Below are 17,333 nucleotides of genomic sequence, written 5' to 3'. Positions count from 1 at the left end.
AGTAATGAACGCTGCAACCAAACTTCCGGGCGACGTTGGCCCTATCCATTTCGTCGGGATTGGCGGGATTGGTATGTCAGGGATCGCCGAAGTTTTGTTGAACCATGGATATGTGGTTCAGGGATCTGACTTGAAAGAAAGCAAGATCACAAAGCGATTGGCCAAAATGGGCGCAACGATTTTTATCGGCCAAAAAGCTGAAAACCTTGAAGTTGCGGAAGTGGTCGTGATTTCTTCGGCGATCAAGCCGGGCAATGCCGAATTAGACGAGGCGCGCCTTCGCGGGCTTCCCGTTGTGCGCCGTGCTGAAATGCTGGCCGAGTTGATGCGCTTGAAATCGAACATTGCGGTTGCTGGCACGCATGGCAAAACAACAACGACGACGATGGTCGCTGCCGTTTTGGATCACGGGAACTTTGATCCGACTGTGATCAACGGTGGCGTTATTCACGCCTACGATTCAAATGCGCGCGTCGGCGATGGCGAGTGGATGGTTGTCGAGGCCGATGAAAGCGATGGCACATTCAACCGGCTTCCAGCGACAATCGCGATTGTAACAAATATCGACCCTGAGCATATGGAACACTGGGGTGACTTCGACACGCTGCGAGCCGGATTTCAAGAGTTCGTATCCAATATCCCCTTCTACGGGTTGGCCGTTTGTTGCACGGATCATCCAGAAGTACAGGCGCTTGTCGGTAAGATCACAGACCGCCGTGTCGTGACGTTCGGATTTAATACGCAGGCAGATGTGCGTGCAGTTAATCTGACGTACAAAGCAGGCGTGGCCTATTTTGACATTGCATTGCAAAACGAAGACGCGGTTATCGAAGGTTGCAGTCTGCCGATGCCGGGCGATCACAACGTTTCAAATGCCCTTAGTGCTGTTGCCATTGCCCGTCACTTGGGTATGAAATCCGAAGAAATTCGCGAAGCGCTGTCAAAGTTTGGCGGTGTAAACCGTCGATTTACCAAAGTTGGCGAAGTAGATGGCGTAACAATTATTGATGATTACGGTCATCACCCTGTAGAAATTGCAGCGGTTCTGAAAGCCGCACGTCAAGCAAGCGAAGGTCGCGTGATCGCTGTCCATCAGCCACATCGTTACAGTCGACTTGCCACCTTGTTTGAAGATTTCTGTACCTGTTTTAATGAAGCCGACGTTGTTGCAATCGCCGAGGTTTTCGCTGCCGGCGAAGAGCCGATCAAGGGTGCTGAGCGTGATGATTTAGTTGCAGGTCTGATTGCCCACGGTCATCGTCATGCGCGCGCCATTGTTTCTGAAGATGATTTGGAACGGCTTGTGCGTGAGCAAGCAAGACCCGGCGATATTGTGGTTTGTCTAGGCGCTGGTACAATCAGCTCTTGGGCGAATGGGTTACCTGAACGCCTAAGTCGGTAATTCAAGGGAGAGCATTGCGTGACGTATTCTGTAATTGCAGCACTGATTTGGATGGTTGCAGCGAACGTGCGCGCTATGTTTCCTAGCAAAGACAACCATTGGAAATTTGCCTACGCGATGATTGCCGTAGGTATTCCAATATTGGTTTGGGTCTTTATAGATCACGGCCTGATGCTGGCGGGCCTCTTATTGCTAGGCGCCATGTGGGTTATGCGCTGGCCTGTCATTTACTTATCGCGTTGGGCGCGTGGGAAACTCGGCATATGAATGCTGATGGATTGCTCCTCATTGGTGGTACGCTTGCAATGCTTTTGGCCATTGCCGCGTTCGTCCTGACGCAACGCAATGCATGGCGTTCAATCCTGATACTCGTCGCTTTGTTTGGCGGGATGAATATTGGCGTTTTTGTTTGGTCTGAAATCCTTGATGGGTGGAGCAGTTTCCGCTTATTCCTTTTTTGGATTGCTGCCCTGTTGCCGCCGCTGATTGGCTTGGCTATTGGGGCAGGGCTTGGCGCGCTGGTTAACTGGCGCATTTCCAAGATTAGATCCAAAGCGAACAACTAAGGGTTCTTTCATGATCAACCTGCCTGCTGTGAATGGTAAGCTGACGCCTAACCGTATGCTGTCTGATTTGACATGGCTACGTGTTGGCGGACCTGCGGATGTTTTGTTTCAGCCCGCGGACCTAGCTGATTTACAGGGCTTCTTGTCTGCGTTGGATGCAACGGTTGATGTGTTTCCGATGGGTGTCGGAAGCAACTTGATCGTACGTGATGGCGGCTTGCGCGCCGTTGTGATCCGCATGGGGCGTGGCTTTAATAGTATTTCGATAGAAGGTAACCGCGTTACTGCAGGTGCGGCAGCATTGGATGCGCACGTGGCACGTAAAGCAGCCGAAGCAGGTGTCGATTTGACGTTCCTGCGCACCATTCCCGGCGCTATCGGAGGTGCGGTTCGCATGAATGCGGGCTGCTATGGTTCTTATATTGCTGACGTCTTTGTCGAGGCAAAGGCCGTCACGCGTTCTGGTGAACTTGTGACGTTGACAGCAAGGGACCTGAACTTTCAATACCGCCAAACTGATCTGCCAGAAGGCTGGGTTCTGGTTGAGGCGACGTTTGATGGTGTTTCTGGCGATCCGGCAGAGCTCGCCGCCCGCATGGACGAGCAGCTTGCGAAACGAGACGCAACGCAACCCACCAAAGACCGCAGCGCGGGCAGTACCTTTCGGAACCCAGCGGGTTTTTCAAGTACAGGCAATGCGGATGATGTGCATGACTTGAAAGCGTGGAAGGTCATCGACGACGCTGGAATGCGTGGCGCGCAAATCGGCGGGGCGCAAATGAGCGAGATGCATTCAAACTTTATGATCAACACCGGTGGCGCAACTGCCGCAGATTTAGAAAACCTTGGCGAGGAAGTCAGAAAAAGGGTTTTCGAGAATAGCGGAATAACGTTAGAGTGGGAAATCAAACGGGTCGGCGAATTTTAGGTTTTTCGATCCAAGTGCGAAATATTATGTTTGCGCAATAATAATTAAGGGTGGCATGATCCGAAGAACTCGGTCAAATCAGTCACTGAAAAGGCCCCGAAAAAGGGGCGATAATAAAAGGCCAAAAAGGCCTAAGATTTGAGGCGCTGGAGTGGGTATGTCGAGCAGGGCAACCCCGAAAGTGGCGGTACTGTTGGGAGGGCCCTCGGCTGAACGCGAGGTCTCTTTGTCATCAGGGCGTGAATGCGCCGCTGCTTTGAGGGATGGTGGATTTGATGTGATCGAGGTCGATGCTGGCCGTGATCTCGCGTCAAAGCTGCAAAAGATTAAACCGGATGTTGTTTTTAACGCCTTGCATGGTCGCTGGGGCGAAGACGGTTGCGTTCAAGGCCTGCTTGAGTGGCTGAACATTCCCTACACGCATTCTGGTGTTCTGGCGTCTTCATTGGCGATGGACAAAGAAAAAACCAAAAGCGCTTATCGCGCTGCAGGTCTGCCAATTGCTAGCAGCGTCATTGCATCTCGTGCCGATATTGAAGCGCGCCACGTCATGGCGCCTCCTTATGTTGTAAAGCCGTACAACGAAGGGTCTTCTGTCGGCGTTTATATTGTGCGCGAAGCGGCCAATGGCCCACCGACGCTCGCACCCGAATTACCCGAAGACTTGATGGTCGAAGCCTATGTGGCTGGCCGCGAACTGACCTGTACGGTGATGGGGGATAAGCCCTTAACTGTCACAGACATCGTGACCGACAGTTGGTATGACTATCACGCGAAATATGCGGAAGGTGGCTCAAGCCACGTTGTGCCAGCAAACATTCCACAAGAAATTTTTGACGCATGCATGGATTACTCTTTGCGTGCCCATAAACTGTTAGGATGTCGTGGCATCAGCCGTACAGATTTTCGTTGGGATGACGAGCGTGGCCTAGAAGGCCTGATATTGCTTGAAACCAACACGCAACCAGGCATGACGCCAACGTCCCTTAGCCCGGAACAAGCGCAGGCCTGCGGTATTTCATTTACCGAACTGTGCCGTTGGCTGGTGGAGGATGCATCATGCAACCGGTAAATCAGCGCGCAGATCCAGCTCCGTCACGTTTGTCTTATCGTTACCAGCGTATGATGCTGACCCCCTTGTTTCGGTTCGGAATGCGAGTTGTCTTGCCTTTCGGCGTAGCCGCATTGGGCACTGCGATTTGGTTCTCTGACCAAGATCGGCGCGATAATATCAATATGGTTATCGACGACGTACGCACGAGTATCGTCGAACGCCCGGAATTCATGGTGCAGGCCATGTCAATTGATGGTGCAAGCGCAGGTGTCGCCGACGATATTCGTGAAATCCTACCCGTCGATTTTCCGGTCAGCAGCTTTGATCTTGATCTGGATATGATGAAAGAGACGGTCGCAGGCTTGTCTCCGGTCAAGTCGGCGACCTTGCGTGTTCGTCCTGGCGGCGTTTTGCAGGTAAATGTTGAGGAACGTAAGCCTGTCATCCTATGGAGGATGCGTGACGGGTTGCACCTTGTCGACGCCGAAGGCTTCGTTGTGGCGCAGGCGGCATCACGTGAGCAATATGCAAATTTGCCGGTTATGGCAGGTGAGGGCGCAGATACGAAAGCGACCGAGGCGATCGGTTTGATGCGTGCCGCTGGACCATTGGCCAAGCGTGTCCGCGGCTTGGTTCGTGTTGGCGAACGACGTTGGGATGTTGTCCTAGATCGCGACCAGCGCATTATGCTGCCCGAAGTGGGCGCAAAGACCGCGCTGGAACGTGTTGCGGCATTAAGCCAAGTCCAAGAGATGCTGGAACGAGATCTAAGCGTTATTGATATGCGCCTAGGCGACCGGCCAACAATAAGAATAGCAGAACGTTCGGTTGAAGCCTGGTGGCGCATCCGAGACATCCGAGTGGGGCACGAGTAAATGTTTGAGCTGTACAAATCCCAGCGCGCGATGCGCGCCATGCGCAAAGCAGCAATGCAGCGTGGAGTGGTTGCCGTTTTGGATGTGGGGACATCCAAGATTGCATGTTTGGTTCTTCGATTTGATGGTGACGAGCACCTTCGTGACGTTGATGGCGTCGGATCATTAGCTGGGCAAAGTGGCTTCCGAGTGATTGGTGCCGCATCGACCCGGTCGCGCGGTGTGCGATTTGGCGAAATCTCTGCCATGCAAGAGACAGAGCGTGCGATCCGAACCGCCGTACAGGCCGCTCAGAAAATGGCGCAAATCCGTGTTGATCACGTGATTGCATGTTTCTCTGGTGCAGAGCCGCGTTCTTATGGCTTGGATGGTCATGTGGAACTTGAAGATAACGTTGTAAGCGAACAAGATGTCGCGCGCGTTTTAGCAAATTGCGATGTGCCAAACTATGGCGAAGGTCGCGAGGTGCTTCACGCGCATCCGGTGAACTTTGCGTTGGATAACCGTTCAGGCTTGGCTGACCCACGCGGGCAGATCGGTCACGAGCTGACTTGCGACATGCACCTATTGACGGTGGATGCCTCCGTTGTCGCGAACTTGGCGCATTGTATTAAGCGGTGCGATCTTGAACTGGCCGGAATTGCGAACTCGGCCTATGTGTCCGGCCTATCTGCCTTGGTCGAAGATGAGCAAGAATTAGGTGCGGCATGTATTGATCTGGGTGGTGGCGCGACCAGCATTTCGATCTTTATGAAAAAGCACATGATCTATGCGGACAGTGTGCGCATGGGCGGTGATCATATCACCAGCGATATTTCTATGGGGCTGCAAGTTCCAATGGCGACTGCCGAGCGGATTAAGACGTTTTATGGTGGCGTTCATGCGACCGGTATGGACGATCGTGAGTTGATCGACATCGGCGGTGATACCGGTGATTGGGAACATGACCGTCGGTCTGTCAGCCGCGCAGAGTTGATCGGGATTATTCGTCCTCGTATGGAAGAGATCCTAGAAGAGACCCGTGCACGATTAGATGCAGCCGGGTTTGAACATCTACCAAGCCAAAAAATCGTCCTGACCGGCGGCGCGAGCCAAATTCCCGGTCTAGATACATTGGCCAGCCGTATTCTTGGTCAGCAAGTGCGCCTTGGGCGTCCAATGCGGGTTCATGGATTGCCACAAGCGACAACAGGGCCGGGCTTTAGTTCATCTGTGGGTATGTGCCTGTTTGCAACCCGTCCACAGGATGAATGCTGGGACTTTGATTTGCCGGTTGAACGTCAAGGCGCAAAGTCATTTCGGCGGGCCGTTCGTTGGTTCAAGGCCAATTGGTAGCTGTAGAATTACTTTTTAACCAAAAGTTAACAACGGAGTATCGCGCATCGACAGATAGAAAAGAATGATTTAAGGTAGCTTTCAAGCATCGCCTTAAGGTGCAATTGGTAGGCCGAGCAGGTTTACCGCGAAAGTGAATCAGTAGAATCCGACGACCCTAACAACGGGTGGTCCGATGTCGTTTGTTGTGTGCGCTACCCCCAAATTCCCCAATATATGGTCTCATCGGCGAAATGCCGCGGAATGAGGCAAAATTTTGTCCACAATTTGTGGATAACTTCGCTTTTGGACGTGACGGTTCCATCTGCATTCGCTAATAATGTGGAAGAGTAGGAGAAAAATACCCGCTGTAGCGGGATATAATGACAGGCGGACGCTCTTATGGCACTGAACTTGATGTTTCCTGAACAGGAAGAACTAAAACCTCGTATTACCGTATTCGGTGTCGGGGGCGCCGGTTGTAACGCGGTCAACAATATGATCGCTCAACAACTGGAAGGCGTAGACTTTGTCGTCGCCAACACAGATGCGCAAGCATTGCAGCAAAACAACTCTGAACATCGCGTTCAGCTTGGTGTGAAAGTAACCGAAGGTCTGGGCGCTGGGGCGCGTCCTGCTGTAGGTGCAGCTGCTGCTGAAGAAAGCATTGAACAAATCGTAGATCACCTCGCGGGCGCACACATGTGCTTCATCACTGCGGGCATGGGGGGCGGCACTGGGACAGGTGCAGCGCCAATCATCGCTCAGGCAGCACGCGAGCTAGGTGTTCTAACCGTTGGTGTTGTCACCAAACCCTTCCAATTCGAAGGTGCAAAGCGGATGCGCCAGGCGGAAGCCGGTGTTGAAGCACTGCAAAAGGTTGTGGATACACTGATCATCATTCCAAACCAGAACCTCTTCCGGTTGGCGAATGAAAAAACAACATTTACCGAAGCCTTCGCACTGGCAGACGATGTTCTGTACCAAGGTGTGAAGGGTGTGACTGACCTTATGGTTCGTCCTGGTCTGATCAACCTCGACTTTGCTGACGTTCGCGCCGTAATGGACGAAATGGGCAAGGCGATGATGGGCACCGGCGAAGCTGGTGGCGAAGATCGTGCGATCCAAGCGGCAGAAAAAGCCATTGCAAACCCACTGCTGGACGAAATCAGTCTACGTGGCGCAAAAGGCGTTCTGATCAACATCACTGGTGGTCACGACCTTACATTGTTCGAACTCGACGAAGCAGCGAACCGTATTCGCGAAGAAGTCGATCCAGATGCCAACATCATCGTTGGTTCTACTTTGGATACCGACCTCGAAGGTGGCATGCGTGTCTCCGTTGTTGCGACTGGTATCGATGCGGCAGCAGTGACAAGCGATGTTCCAGTTCCTCGTCGCAAGCTTTCTGAGCCTCTGAAGCAATCTGTTGCAATGGAAGAAACTGCTCCGGCGCCAGCTGCGGAAACTGCAGTCGCGCAAGAGCCTGTTGCAACCCAAGAGCCTAGCTTGTTTGGCGAAATGGATGCGTCAAAGCCAGTTTCAGAAGAGCAAAAAGAAGCGTTCTTCAACGAACCAGCGCCAGCTCCAGTGCAAGCACCAGCTCCTGTACAGGCGCAAGATGATCTGCCTCCTCCGGCTTACCAGCCTCAGGTTGCTCAGTTCCAGCCGCGCCAAGAGTACTACGAAGATGAAGTCGAAGGCTACGTTGCACCAAAAGCTCCTGCGCCTGGCACACCATCGCCAGAAGCAATGGCACGTTTGCGTAACGCAGTTGGCAAAGTGCCATCGGCAGCTCAGCCTCGTCAGGCTGTTGCACCTGCACCGCAGGAACCAGAGCAAGTCGAAGAGAAGCCACGCTTTGGTATTAACTCTTTGATCAATCGTATGACCGGCACTTCTGGTGAGGCAGCGCCGCAACCAGTGGCGCGTCAGCAACCTGCTGCACGTCAACAGCCAAGCGTTCAACAAGCGCCTGCACCTGCTCCAGCAGCAGATCCAGAGCAAGAGCGCATCGAAATTCCAGCGTTCCTTCGCCGTCAAGCGAACTAATACGCCGAATATATCACGACAAAGGGCTGCCGATTTTGGCGGCCCTTTTTCCTTTTAATCAATGCATTAGCGCGAATTAGGCGGGCTTTTGCCGAGCTGGAATCGGGATGTTTCAGTCCGTTACAATGTTTGAATTGTGTATTTGCCCGACAAACTTTAGGGCTAACAGGCGTCCAAAGTAGCGGGCGCTTTGTTTGGGGCTGAATTTGCAAAATACGATCAAATCTTCAATTCGCTTTGTTGGTGTTGGTTTGCACTCTGGCAAACCTGTACGCATGACATTGGAACCTGCTTCGGCGGGATATGGGATTTGGTTCCAGCGCACCGATCTTCTTGAAGGCGATCAGATGTTACCCGCGCGTTGGGATATTGTAGAGCAGTCTCCACTTTGCACCAAATTGGTAAACGCTTCCGGGGTTTCCGTTTCTACGATTGAGCATATTATGGCGGCCCTTGCAGGGTGCGGTGTGCACAATGTGTTGATCCGCATAGATGGCCCAGAAGTTCCAATTATGGATGGTAGCAGTGCAGCATTCGTGAAATCCATATTGGCATGTGGCCTTGCAAACCAAGGTCAACCGATCCGCGCCATCCAAGTTTTGAAATCGGTTCGAGTAGAGCGCGATGACGCTTGGGCTGAATTGCATCCAGCAGAGAATCTAGAAATCGACTTCCAAATTGATTTTGATGACGAAGCAATTGGCGTGCAGCACCGTGTACTGAATATGGCGAATGGGTCATTTGTACGCGAGTTGAGCAATTGCCGTACATTCTGCCGCCGTGCAGATGTTGAATATATGCAATCTCATGGCTTGGCGCTTGGCGGTATTCCTGGTGAGAATGCGATTGTCTTTGATGGTGCACGTATCGAAAGTGGTGAATTGGGGCTGCGTCAAACGGACGAGCCTGTACGCCACAAGATGCTTGATGCGTTGGGTGATCTCTATACAGCGGGTGCGCCAATTCTGGGTCGTTACGTTGGGCACCGTTCAGGGCATGCAATGACCAATAAGCTATTGCGCGCGCTTTTGTCTGATCCGACAGCTTACAAATTTATCGAATGTTCTCCAGAAACAGCGGCTCGTCTGCCTGGGGCAGGCGTTCGAATGGCAGAAATGCCAGCTGTAGCGTAAGGTTTACCACGAATTCTCTCCAAAGACGTTTTGCCTTGGAAAAAACTGTGTTAACAGCTTTGGAAGAGGTGCTGCCTCAGGAAGACAGTCAAGAAGGTAGAGCAGAATGGCGCGTCGCGACTCTCGCAAGATTGTAGTTGCTGCACTTTTGTCCGCAGCGGTCCTCGCAGGCTGTAGCGGCGGTGGCGCAGATCAAAAGTTGTTCGGATCCGTTCCGTTAGAGAATTTCTCAGCAGAGCAAATTTTCGGCCGAGGTGAATTTGAACTCGAACGGAATAAACCGGATGATGCCGCCTTTTACTTTTCTGAAGTAGAACGCCTGTATCCGTATTCAGAACTAGCGAAACGGGCTTTGATCATGCAGGCATTTGCCTACCACCGTGATCAAGATTACGAAAACAGCCGGTCAGCAGCACAGCGTTATATCGACTTCTTCCCACAAGATGATGATGCCGCATATGCGCAGTATTTGTTGGCGCTCAGCTATTACGATCAGATTGACGAAGTCGGACGGGACCAAGGCCTGACGTTCCAAGCGTTGCAATCCCTGCGTAAAGTGATTGAGACCTATCCAGACAGCGAATATGCGCGGTCTTCCGTATTGAAATTTGATCTCGCTTTTGACCACCTTGCGGGCAAAGAAATGGAAATCGGACGCTACTATCTAAAGCGCGATCGTTTTCCTGCAGCGATCAATCGGTTCCGCGTTGTCGTCGAAGATTTCCAAACCACGAGCCACACGCCAGAAGCGTTGCATCGTTTGGTCGAAGCATATCTATCGCTTGGTCTAACTGACGAGGCACAGACAGCTGGCGCCATACTTGGGCATAACTTCCAGTCAACCGATTGGTATGAAGACAGCTATCGCTTGCTAACAGGCCGTGGCCTGCAGCCAAAGGTCAAAGGGAACGGCTGGCTTGCTCAGGTGTACCGTCAGACCGTTAAGGGCAAATGGCTATAAACATGTGGGCTTTGGGCCAGTGTAAGGCGGTGCTTTACTAATGTTGCGCGCGCTAGAAATCCGAGACATGTTGATTATCGACCGGCTGGAACTTGATTTTCAGCCGGGTTTGAATGTTTTGACTGGTGAAACCGGCGCGGGTAAATCCATTTTGTTGGATTCCTTAGGCTTTGTTCTTGGCTGGCGCGGGCGGGCTGAATTGGTTCGCAATGGCGCGGAGCAGGGCGAAGTCATTGCTGAATTTGATTTGCCAGACTCCCATCCCGTACACGCAATCTTAGAAGAAGCTGGGTTACCCGGCGGTCGCGAACTGATGTTGCGCCGGATTAACCGTAAAGATGGGCGAAAAACGGCATGGGTTAATGATCGGCGCTGTTCTGGCGAGGTGCTAAGAGCGCTCTCTGAAACACTTGTCGAACTTCACGGACAGCACGACGACCGTGGCCTGCTTGATCCCAAAGGTCACCGCGATTTGTTGGATCAATTTGCTCAGTTGGAAGGGGTGCGTGAAGAAACACGTGTTCTCTGGAATGACGTGAGCAGGGCCCGAAAAGCGCTGCAAGCTGCAGAAGCCGCATTGAAAGCCGTTCAAGCCGAAGAAGAATTCTTGCGTCATGCTGTGTCTGAACTTGATTTACTAGACCCACAGCCCGGCGAAGAGGGCGATTTGGATGTTCAGCGACGTGCAATGCAAGCGGCAGAGCGGGTACGAGAAGACGTAAATCATGCCCATGCCGCCCTTGGGCTAAAGGGTGCCGAGGGCACTATGGGCGATGCTCTGCGTTGGCTTGAAGGGGCCGCTGCGTCACTCGAAGGTCAACTTGATGCGCCGTTGGCCGCACTTGGCCGTGCTCTGGCGGAACTGGACGAGGCAACATCAGGTGTCGAGCGTTGCTTAGAGAATTTGGATTTCAATCCACTGGATCTGGAGCAATGCGAAGAGCGCTTGTTTGCAATTCGAGGTCTTGCACGGAAGCATAATGTAGCGCCGGACGAACTTGGTACCTTCGCAAATGAGCTGCGCGAAAAAATGGCCGCGTTGGATGCGGGCGAGGGGCAGATTGCAGAGCTTAAGAATACGTTGAATATCGCTGAAGCAGCCTATCGTGCACAGGCCGAGAGGCTCAGCGCATCTCGCAAGGCCGCTGCTTTGGAACTGGACCGTTCTGTCATGGCTGAACTTGCTCCGTTGAAAATGGAGCGCGCGGTATTTACAACGCAAATTACAGAAGAGCCAGCGGGGCCGCATGGTCTTGATGCCGTTTCTTTTACAGTCGCGACAAACCCAGGCGCACCATCCGGCCCGCTTGCAAAAATTGCCTCAGGTGGCGAACTTAGCCGGTTTCTTTTGGCACTAAAGGTTTGCCTGACTGGGGATGATCGCGAAACCACCATGATTTTTGACGAGATCGACAGAGGTGTAGGCGGTGCAACAGCTGATGCCGTTGGGCGGCGCCTGTCTGCGCTGGCTGAACAGGGCCAAATTCTTGTTGTCACACATAGCCCGCAAGTTGCTGCCTTAGGCGCACATCATTGGCGTGTCGAAAAGAACGTGAATGACGGGCTGACGCTATCAACGGTTGTGCCCTTGGATGCGAACCAACGTGTTGACGAAATTGCGCGCATGATTTCCGGCGATAGCGTAACTGATCAAGCGCGCGGCGCTGCAAAGGCTTTGTTGGCAGGCTAAGTCTCGAAACGGCTTGGTTATAGGTGACTTAAGCGTACCACTTCAAAAAGTTATCGTCTCTTCAGGTTCAGAGGCTTTCGTCTTTTGCTTCTAGGGCATAAAGCTGGATGAAATAGACGAAAAACGGGTGTTATGGCTCATCCTCTTGGTTCCTTCTTGGTCGATAGTGCGCGACAAGCTGGCGTTGCTTGCCGTGATGGTTGGCAAGTCCTGCTGAAACGTGGCCCCAGCCAGTTTCAATTCTGGGTCATTGCCTTGCTCATTGGCATCGTTTCTGGGTTCGCAGCCGTCATTTTTCGAAAGTGCATCGAGTGGCTGCAGTCATCGCTTTATGGCACCGAAAACATCAATCGCCTGCATAGCTTTGCCGAAACTTTGCCTTGGTATTGGATACTCTTCATTCCCATCACGGGCGGTCTTCTTGTCGGGTTATTGTTAGACCGGTTCACGAAAGACGCGCGTGCATTCGGGCCTGCTGATGTGATCAGCGGCGCTGCACTAAACGAGGGCCGCGTTGGGATCAAAGAAGGTTTTGTCTCAGCACTCGCCTCTCTCATTACGTTGAGTTCCGGCGGTTCCACTGGCCGCGAAGGCCCTGTTGTTCACCTTGCGGCGGTCATCTCCAGTTGGGTGAGCGAGAAAATCCGTGCAAACGGCGTGACTGGGCGCGATTTGCTTGGCTGCGCCGTCGCTGCGGCGGTGTCTGCGTCCTTTAATGCGCCGATTGCGGGGGCATTGTTTGCCCTAGAGGTGATCCTTCGCCACTTTGCCGTTCACGCTTTTGCGCCAATCGCGATTGCATCCGTCGCAGGCACTGTGATCAGCCGACTTACCTATGGGGACGTTACCGAATTTGTTCTACCGGTCGAATCCGCATTGGCCTTTTATCAAGAGTTGCCAGCGTTTCTTATGCTTGGTGGGGTATGTGGGCTAGCTGCGGTTTTCCTAATGTGGACAATCTTCTGGGCTGACGACATGGGCACGTTCATAATGTCTCACCTGGGGTTAAAGCGGTGGATGCGTCCTGCCATTGCTGGGGGTTTGTTGGGCCTTTTAGCGATCTGGTACCCACACATCATTGGTGTCGGCTACGAGACGACCTCAGCCGCTCTGAAGGGCACGCTTCTATTGCATGAGGCCATTGTATTCGTGGTGCTCAAAGTCATTGCGGTTTCCATCACAATGGCGGGTCGAATGGGCGGCGGCGTGTTCTCACCGGCTTTGATGGTCGGCGCTTTGACTGGGTTGGCCTTTGGATTGATTGCCACACCGATTTTTCCAGAAATATCTGGGTCACATACGTTATATGCACTGGCTGGCATGGGTGGCGTCGCGGCAGCAGTATTAGGTGCTCCGATTTCGACAACCTTGATCGTGTTTGAACTAACCGGAGACTGGCAGACCGGATTGGCCGTAATGGTTACAGTTTCCATATCTACTGCCCTCGGGTCACGCCTTGTCGATAGATCGTTTTTCCTAACGCAGCTTGAACGACGGGACGAACACGTGGCTGCAGGCCCACAGGCGTATTTGTTAGGGTTGTCCAAAGTCAGCGACTTTGTTGCTGACATTTCAAAAGACGATAACGCGACTGAAAAGATGTGTTGGAACTTGATTGAACAAGGCATCTATGCTGACCCTCAGGCGACATTAGAAGCTGTCATGCCCTTGTTCGAACGGCCGAATGTGTCGTTTATCCCCGTGGTTCAGTTGACGGGTGAGGGGCAGGCGCCAAAGCTTTTAGGTGTGGTTCATCATGTCGATGCCCTGAAAGCCATTAACAAAGCGCTCGCTGCAACGGCTGCTGAAGAGCATTCTTAAAGCTGCTTGAGTCTTTGTTGGGCAAGAATGCTGTGCGCCAGAATTCCCCCCAAGAAACAAACCAATAACATGCCTGCCAGACCAGGAAACCCGTGCCAGCCTATGACAACCAGCATGATAGGGGTTCCAAGTGAATTCCCAAGGTTGCCCATTTGACTCATGCCACCATTTGCGAGCGCTTGAGAGTCTGCAGTTTTATTGAGCTGTGGAATAGCCGCAAAGCTAGAGGATTGAACAAGACCAAGGGCCGCAAAGAGGCTTATGTAAACGATCGGCGTGGCGATCCCCATCAACAAAGCGATTGCGGCTGCGGCACCAATTGCAAAACCAATCTGAATAAGTCGATACGCTTGGATAATACGTAACAGCAATGCGCCAACCGTCAGAGAGCTGACAATACTCGCAAGCGGAAGCAAGGGGATCAATGTGGTCCGTTGTGCCTCTGTGACATGAGGCGGCAAAAGCGTAAGAACAGACACAAAGGTTAACGTGTAAAAAAGCCAACCCAATGCCGGTGCAAATTCCCGAGGGGACCTATAGGCGCGAATATGACGCTGAATAATTTCAGAGGCACTTGGCATTGCTTGCGTCGCTACTGCGTGCTTGGGCAACCAAAAGTAAAGTACCACCCCAATGACGGCCATATAACCCGCATGCAGAGCAAACAATGAACCAGGACCAAACGCCTGAATGACCTGGGGGCCAAACCAAGCCATCGTCGCAAATGCGACGCTAAAAAAGGTGCTCCAAAGCGCCATAAAGAACGCGCGGTTCTGCGCAGATGACAAAACAGCGATCAAAGTTGGTGCGGCAATTGTGATGGCAAGATGCGTTATGCCCTCAAGCGTTCGCGATAGCATCAAAACCCAATAGGGCGGCAAAGTAGCCTGTATTGCTGACAAAACTCCGCCCAAAAACAGCGCGCCAAGTAGCATCTTTCGAAACCCAATCGAGGAAACGAATTGTGCGGCCGTCAGTCCAAAAATAATTCCCATCACACTGATGACCGAAACAATCAGACCAAGGTATGTGTCAGAGACAGGGTAAACAGAACCCAAGGCCTCGAACGACACCGATACTTTTGCAAACTGGCCAGCTGCGCCCAGACCTGCTGCCCAAAGGACCAAAATCAAAGCGATTGGGTTTTTCTTTGACACGTTTGAATCCAATGTTTTCCCCTAGAAAAGAAAAAAGGGCCCCTTGGCCCTTTCTGCGCGTAAGTGACTTCAGCTTATAATTGCTCTACGGCGACACCTTCATTGCTGGTGAAAGCAAGGTACCCCTTGATCCGGGCAACCTCTTCCTTTGGAGCTTCATAGCTCCAAACAGCGTTTTTTAGGGTTTTGCTTTTCGTGACGATAGAGAAATACGTTGCATCCCCTTTGTGGGGGCAGTGCGTTGTATAGTCACTGTCGTCAAGGAAAGCCGTCGCAATGTCTTCTCGAGGGAAGTAAATGACAGCAGGGTAATCGCCTTCAGTTAATTCAAGTGCATTTTCGGTTTCACCCAATACAGCGCCACCAGCACGAACAGACCATTTTCCTGGCGCCCTGCGAATAGTAATATAGCTCGTCATTTTCTTTCCTCGTATCGTCGTGTTGCCATCCCTAAGACAGCGAACATGTTACAGGATTATGTCACAGCGGTTTTGTCACTTCGGACAACCAACGCCGCGTCTCTGATCCCACCCTTGGGCTCAGATGATCAAAACACTCCTGATGGTAGGTATTTAGCCAATCCCGCTCTTCTGCGGTCAGCAAATCGGTGACAATAAGGCGCCGATCAATCGGTGCATATGTCAGGGTGCGAAATTGAAGCATGTCCCTGTGGCTGTCACCACCTTCCAGTGATGGTGCATGCTCTACCACAACCAAATTTTCAATGCGAATCCCAAATGCACCTTCGCGGTAGTAGCCTGGTTCATTGGATAGGATCATGCCGGGCATAAGTGGGACGTCACTGATTTTGCTCAATCTTTGCGGACCCTCATGAACGCAAAGGTATGTACCCACGCCGTGACCCAACCCGTGATCAAAGTCCATGCCAGCTTGCCACAAAGGCACGCGGCCCATCGCCTCAAGATCACGCCCCGCCAGACCAGCAGGCCAGCGGAGTTGCGATACGGCAATCATGCCTTTTAGGACTAAGGTAAAGGCGTGGCTTTCTTTTTTTCCGATATTGCCAATTGGCAATGTTCTTGTGATGTCGGTGGTGCCGTCCAAATATTGGCCGCCGCTGTCCACCACCATGATTTCACCAGACTGCAATGTCCGGTTTGTGTCGTGCGTCACGCGATAATGGATAACCGCGCCATTCGGACCCGCACCCGCAATGGTGTCAAAACTGATGTCGCGCAGCAGACCAGTATCGCGCCGACAATTTTCTAGCTGTGTCGCAACGTCGATTTCGGTGATGTGCTGTTCAGCGTTTTCGTCAAACCATGCCAAGAAATTACAAACCGCGGCACCATCTCGCAGATGCGCTTCGGTCGTACCTGCGATTTCCTGCGCGTTTTTACATGCTTTAGGGAGCGCACAGGGATCTTGGTCATAGGCAATGTCTAAGCCGCTTGCCGCGAGGACAGAGGCGATTGCAAGCGGTACGCTGCCCTTATCTAAGCGCACAACGCCGGTGAGGGCTGCAAGCATTGGCATCAACTCATTCGGCTCGTGGCAAGTAACTTTGTCGCCTAAATGGTCATGTGCATCCGTTAATTTTTCACGTGCCATGAAGAGATCAACGCGCGCATCGTTGTGCAAAATTGCAAAGCCTTGGGCAACCGGATTCCGGCTAATGTCGGTACCGCGAATGTTCAGCAACCAACACAAGCTATCTGGCAGCGTGATAACGGCGGCGCTTTGGCCTTTTCCGCGAAGATCGGCGGCCAAGCGAACCATTTTGTCCGCATGGTGCTCGCCTGCAAGCTCTTCTGGATAGGGCAGAACCTTGGCGGTTGGCGGTGCTGGTTGATCTGCCCAAATTGCATCAACAAGATTGTGGATGGGTTGCAACGAGATACCGCTGTTTGCCAGCTCGATCTCTAGGCGTTCGATTTCACGCGCGGTGTGCAGCCAAGGGTCAAAACCAATAGTCCCTGTGATGCCTGTCTCTTTCAGCCAAGCGGCCAAAGAGACTTCGGGCCAATGCACAATTGTGAAATCATCGGCGACTTGTTGTTTTGCTTGAATGCGATAGCGGCCATCTACGAATAGCCCGGCGGTCTCTTTCAAAGCGCAGCAAAATCCAGCGGAGCCAGAAAACCCTGTGAGCCATATCAAGCGGTCGTCATGAGGGGCGACATATTCGCCCTGATGTGCATCCGCGCGTGGCACGAGAAATCCATCGACCGAGGCCTCATTCATTGCGGCACGCAGAGCCTTTAAGCGCGCTGGTCCCTGTGCTGGATTGGATGTGGTATCAAATGACTGAAACATCGAAGCCCCTCAAACATTCATTTGCAAAGTGGTAATCGCAAGCTGCCCGCAGGTCTATAGGCAGAAACGCATGTGCAAGAAACATGTCGTTGCGAATAATGCT

15 protein-coding genes are annotated in these 17,333 nt (G+C 52.4%); 12 read left to right on the top strand and 3 right to left on the bottom strand.

Annotation, left to right across the window (positions count from 1 at the left end):
* Window positions 1-4 precede the first annotated feature (4 nt).
* The 12 genes from murC to Q4544_RS01640 all read left to right on the top strand — a co-directional run bounded on the left by murC (window position 5) and on the right by Q4544_RS01640 (window position 13,796).
* Complete coding sequence (murC, locus tag Q4544_RS01695) at window positions 5-1,402, top strand: UDP-N-acetylmuramate--L-alanine ligase (protein ID WP_303503564.1); 1,398 nt, start codon at window positions 5-7, stop codon at window positions 1,400-1,402.
* Between the two features lie 18 nt (window positions 1,403-1,420).
* Window positions 1,421-1,669, top strand: a complete 249-nt coding sequence (locus Q4544_RS01690) for a DUF2484 family protein (protein WP_303503562.1) — start codon at window positions 1,421-1,423, stop codon at window positions 1,667-1,669.
* Window positions 1,666-1,968 carry a hypothetical protein gene (locus Q4544_RS01685; RefSeq protein WP_303503560.1) on the top strand — a complete coding sequence of 101 codons (303 nt, stop codon included), beginning with the start codon at window positions 1,666-1,668 and terminating at the stop codon, window positions 1,966-1,968. The genes Q4544_RS01690 and Q4544_RS01685 overlap by 4 nt, the downstream gene beginning before the upstream one ends.
* Window positions 1,969-1,978: 10 nt before the next feature.
* Window positions 1,979-2,896, top strand: coding sequence for a UDP-N-acetylmuramate dehydrogenase (gene murB / locus Q4544_RS01680; RefSeq protein ID WP_303503557.1), 918 nt, complete (start codon window positions 1,979-1,981; stop codon window positions 2,894-2,896).
* A 157-nt stretch (window positions 2,897-3,053) separates the two neighbouring features.
* The gene (locus Q4544_RS01675) at window positions 3,054-3,968 is read left to right on the top strand and encodes a D-alanine--D-alanine ligase (protein ID WP_407063021.1); all 915 of its coding nucleotides are present in this window, start codon (window positions 3,054-3,056) and stop codon (window positions 3,966-3,968) included.
* Window positions 3,956-4,825 (top strand): cell division protein FtsQ/DivIB, encoded by an 870-nt coding sequence (locus Q4544_RS01670; RefSeq protein WP_303503553.1) that lies wholly within the window; start codon window positions 3,956-3,958, stop codon window positions 4,823-4,825. Before Q4544_RS01675 ends, Q4544_RS01670 begins: the two co-directional genes overlap by 13 nt.
* Window positions 4,826-6,160, top strand: a complete 1,335-nt coding sequence (ftsA, locus tag Q4544_RS01665) for a cell division protein FtsA (RefSeq protein ID WP_303503551.1) — start codon at window positions 4,826-4,828, stop codon at window positions 6,158-6,160.
* Window positions 6,161-6,541: 381 nt separating this feature from the next.
* Window positions 6,542-8,191: a cell division protein FtsZ gene (gene ftsZ / locus Q4544_RS01660; protein WP_303503550.1), complete on the top strand. Its 1,650-nt coding sequence runs from the start codon at window positions 6,542-6,544 to the stop codon at window positions 8,189-8,191.
* A 206-nt stretch (window positions 8,192-8,397) separates the two neighbouring features.
* The gene (lpxC, locus tag Q4544_RS01655) at window positions 8,398-9,324 is read left to right on the top strand and encodes a UDP-3-O-acyl-N-acetylglucosamine deacetylase (RefSeq protein ID WP_303503548.1); all 927 of its coding nucleotides are present in this window, start codon (window positions 8,398-8,400) and stop codon (window positions 9,322-9,324) included.
* A 106-nt stretch (window positions 9,325-9,430) separates the two neighbouring features.
* Window positions 9,431-10,285 carry an outer membrane protein assembly factor BamD gene (locus Q4544_RS01650; RefSeq protein WP_303503546.1) on the top strand — a complete coding sequence of 285 codons (855 nt, stop codon included), beginning with the start codon at window positions 9,431-9,433 and terminating at the stop codon, window positions 10,283-10,285.
* Between the two features lie 40 nt (window positions 10,286-10,325).
* Window positions 10,326-11,975 carry a DNA repair protein RecN gene (gene recN, locus Q4544_RS01645; protein ID WP_303503545.1) on the top strand — a complete coding sequence of 550 codons (1,650 nt, stop codon included), beginning with the start codon at window positions 10,326-10,328 and terminating at the stop codon, window positions 11,973-11,975.
* A gap of 132 nt (window positions 11,976-12,107) precedes the next feature.
* Complete coding sequence (locus Q4544_RS01640) at window positions 12,108-13,796, top strand: chloride channel protein (RefSeq protein WP_303503543.1); 1,689 nt, start codon at window positions 12,108-12,110, stop codon at window positions 13,794-13,796.
* Here Q4544_RS01640 and Q4544_RS01635 read toward each other — a convergent pair.
* The 3 genes from Q4544_RS01635 to Q4544_RS01625 form a co-directional block, all read right to left on the bottom strand.
* Window positions 13,793-14,953 (bottom strand): MFS transporter, encoded by a 1,161-nt coding sequence (locus Q4544_RS01635; RefSeq protein ID WP_303503541.1) that lies wholly within the window; start codon window positions 14,951-14,953, stop codon window positions 13,793-13,795. The two genes, Q4544_RS01640 and Q4544_RS01635, sit on opposite strands and share 4 nt — an antisense overlap.
* A 74-nt stretch (window positions 14,954-15,027) precedes the next feature.
* Window positions 15,028-15,372 (bottom strand): DUF427 domain-containing protein, encoded by a 345-nt coding sequence (locus Q4544_RS01630; protein ID WP_303503538.1) that lies wholly within the window; start codon window positions 15,370-15,372, stop codon window positions 15,028-15,030.
* 61 nt (window positions 15,373-15,433) lie between these two features.
* Window positions 15,434-17,230 (bottom strand): aminopeptidase P family protein, encoded by a 1,797-nt coding sequence (locus Q4544_RS01625; RefSeq protein ID WP_303503537.1) that lies wholly within the window; start codon window positions 17,228-17,230, stop codon window positions 15,434-15,436.
* Window positions 17,231-17,333: the final 103 nt, after the last annotated feature.

The organism is Cognatishimia sp. 1_MG-2023 (genome assembly GCF_030548175.1).
GTDB lineage: Bacteria > Pseudomonadota > Alphaproteobacteria > Rhodobacterales > Rhodobacteraceae > Cognatishimia.
This window is presented reverse-complemented; position numbering and strand designations above follow the sequence as displayed.

Bases quoted from the DNA above. Each gene is read 5' to 3' on its own strand.
- murC (WP_303503564.1), top strand. From the start codon at position 5: ATGAACGCTGCAACCAAACTTCCGGGCGACGTTGGCCCTATCCATTTC.
- Q4544_RS01685 (WP_303503560.1), top strand. From the start codon at position 1,666: ATGAATGCTGATGGATTGCTCCTCATTGGTGGTACGCTTGCAATGCTT.
- murB (WP_303503557.1), top strand. From the start codon at position 1,979: ATGATCAACCTGCCTGCTGTGAATGGTAAGCTGACGCCTAACCGTATG.
- Q4544_RS01675 (WP_407063021.1), top strand. From the start codon at position 3,054: ATGTCGAGCAGGGCAACCCCGAAAGTGGCGGTACTGTTGGGAGGGCCC.
- Q4544_RS01670 (WP_303503553.1), top strand. From the start codon at position 3,956: ATGCAACCGGTAAATCAGCGCGCAGATCCAGCTCCGTCACGTTTGTCT.
- ftsA (WP_303503551.1), top strand. From the start codon at position 4,826: ATGTTTGAGCTGTACAAATCCCAGCGCGCGATGCGCGCCATGCGCAAA.
- ftsZ (WP_303503550.1), top strand. From the start codon at position 6,542: ATGGCACTGAACTTGATGTTTCCTGAACAGGAAGAACTAAAACCTCGT.
- Q4544_RS01650 (WP_303503546.1), top strand. From the start codon at position 9,431: ATGGCGCGTCGCGACTCTCGCAAGATTGTAGTTGCTGCACTTTTGTCC.
- recN (WP_303503545.1), top strand. From the start codon at position 10,326: ATGTTGCGCGCGCTAGAAATCCGAGACATGTTGATTATCGACCGGCTG.
- Q4544_RS01640 (WP_303503543.1), top strand. From the start codon at position 12,108: ATGGCTCATCCTCTTGGTTCCTTCTTGGTCGATAGTGCGCGACAAGCT.
- Q4544_RS01630 (WP_303503538.1), bottom strand. From the start codon at position 15,372: ATGACGAGCTATATTACTATTCGCAGGGCGCCAGGAAAATGGTCTGTT.
- Q4544_RS01625 (WP_303503537.1), bottom strand. From the start codon at position 17,230: ATGTTTCAGTCATTTGATACCACATCCAATCCAGCACAGGGACCAGCG.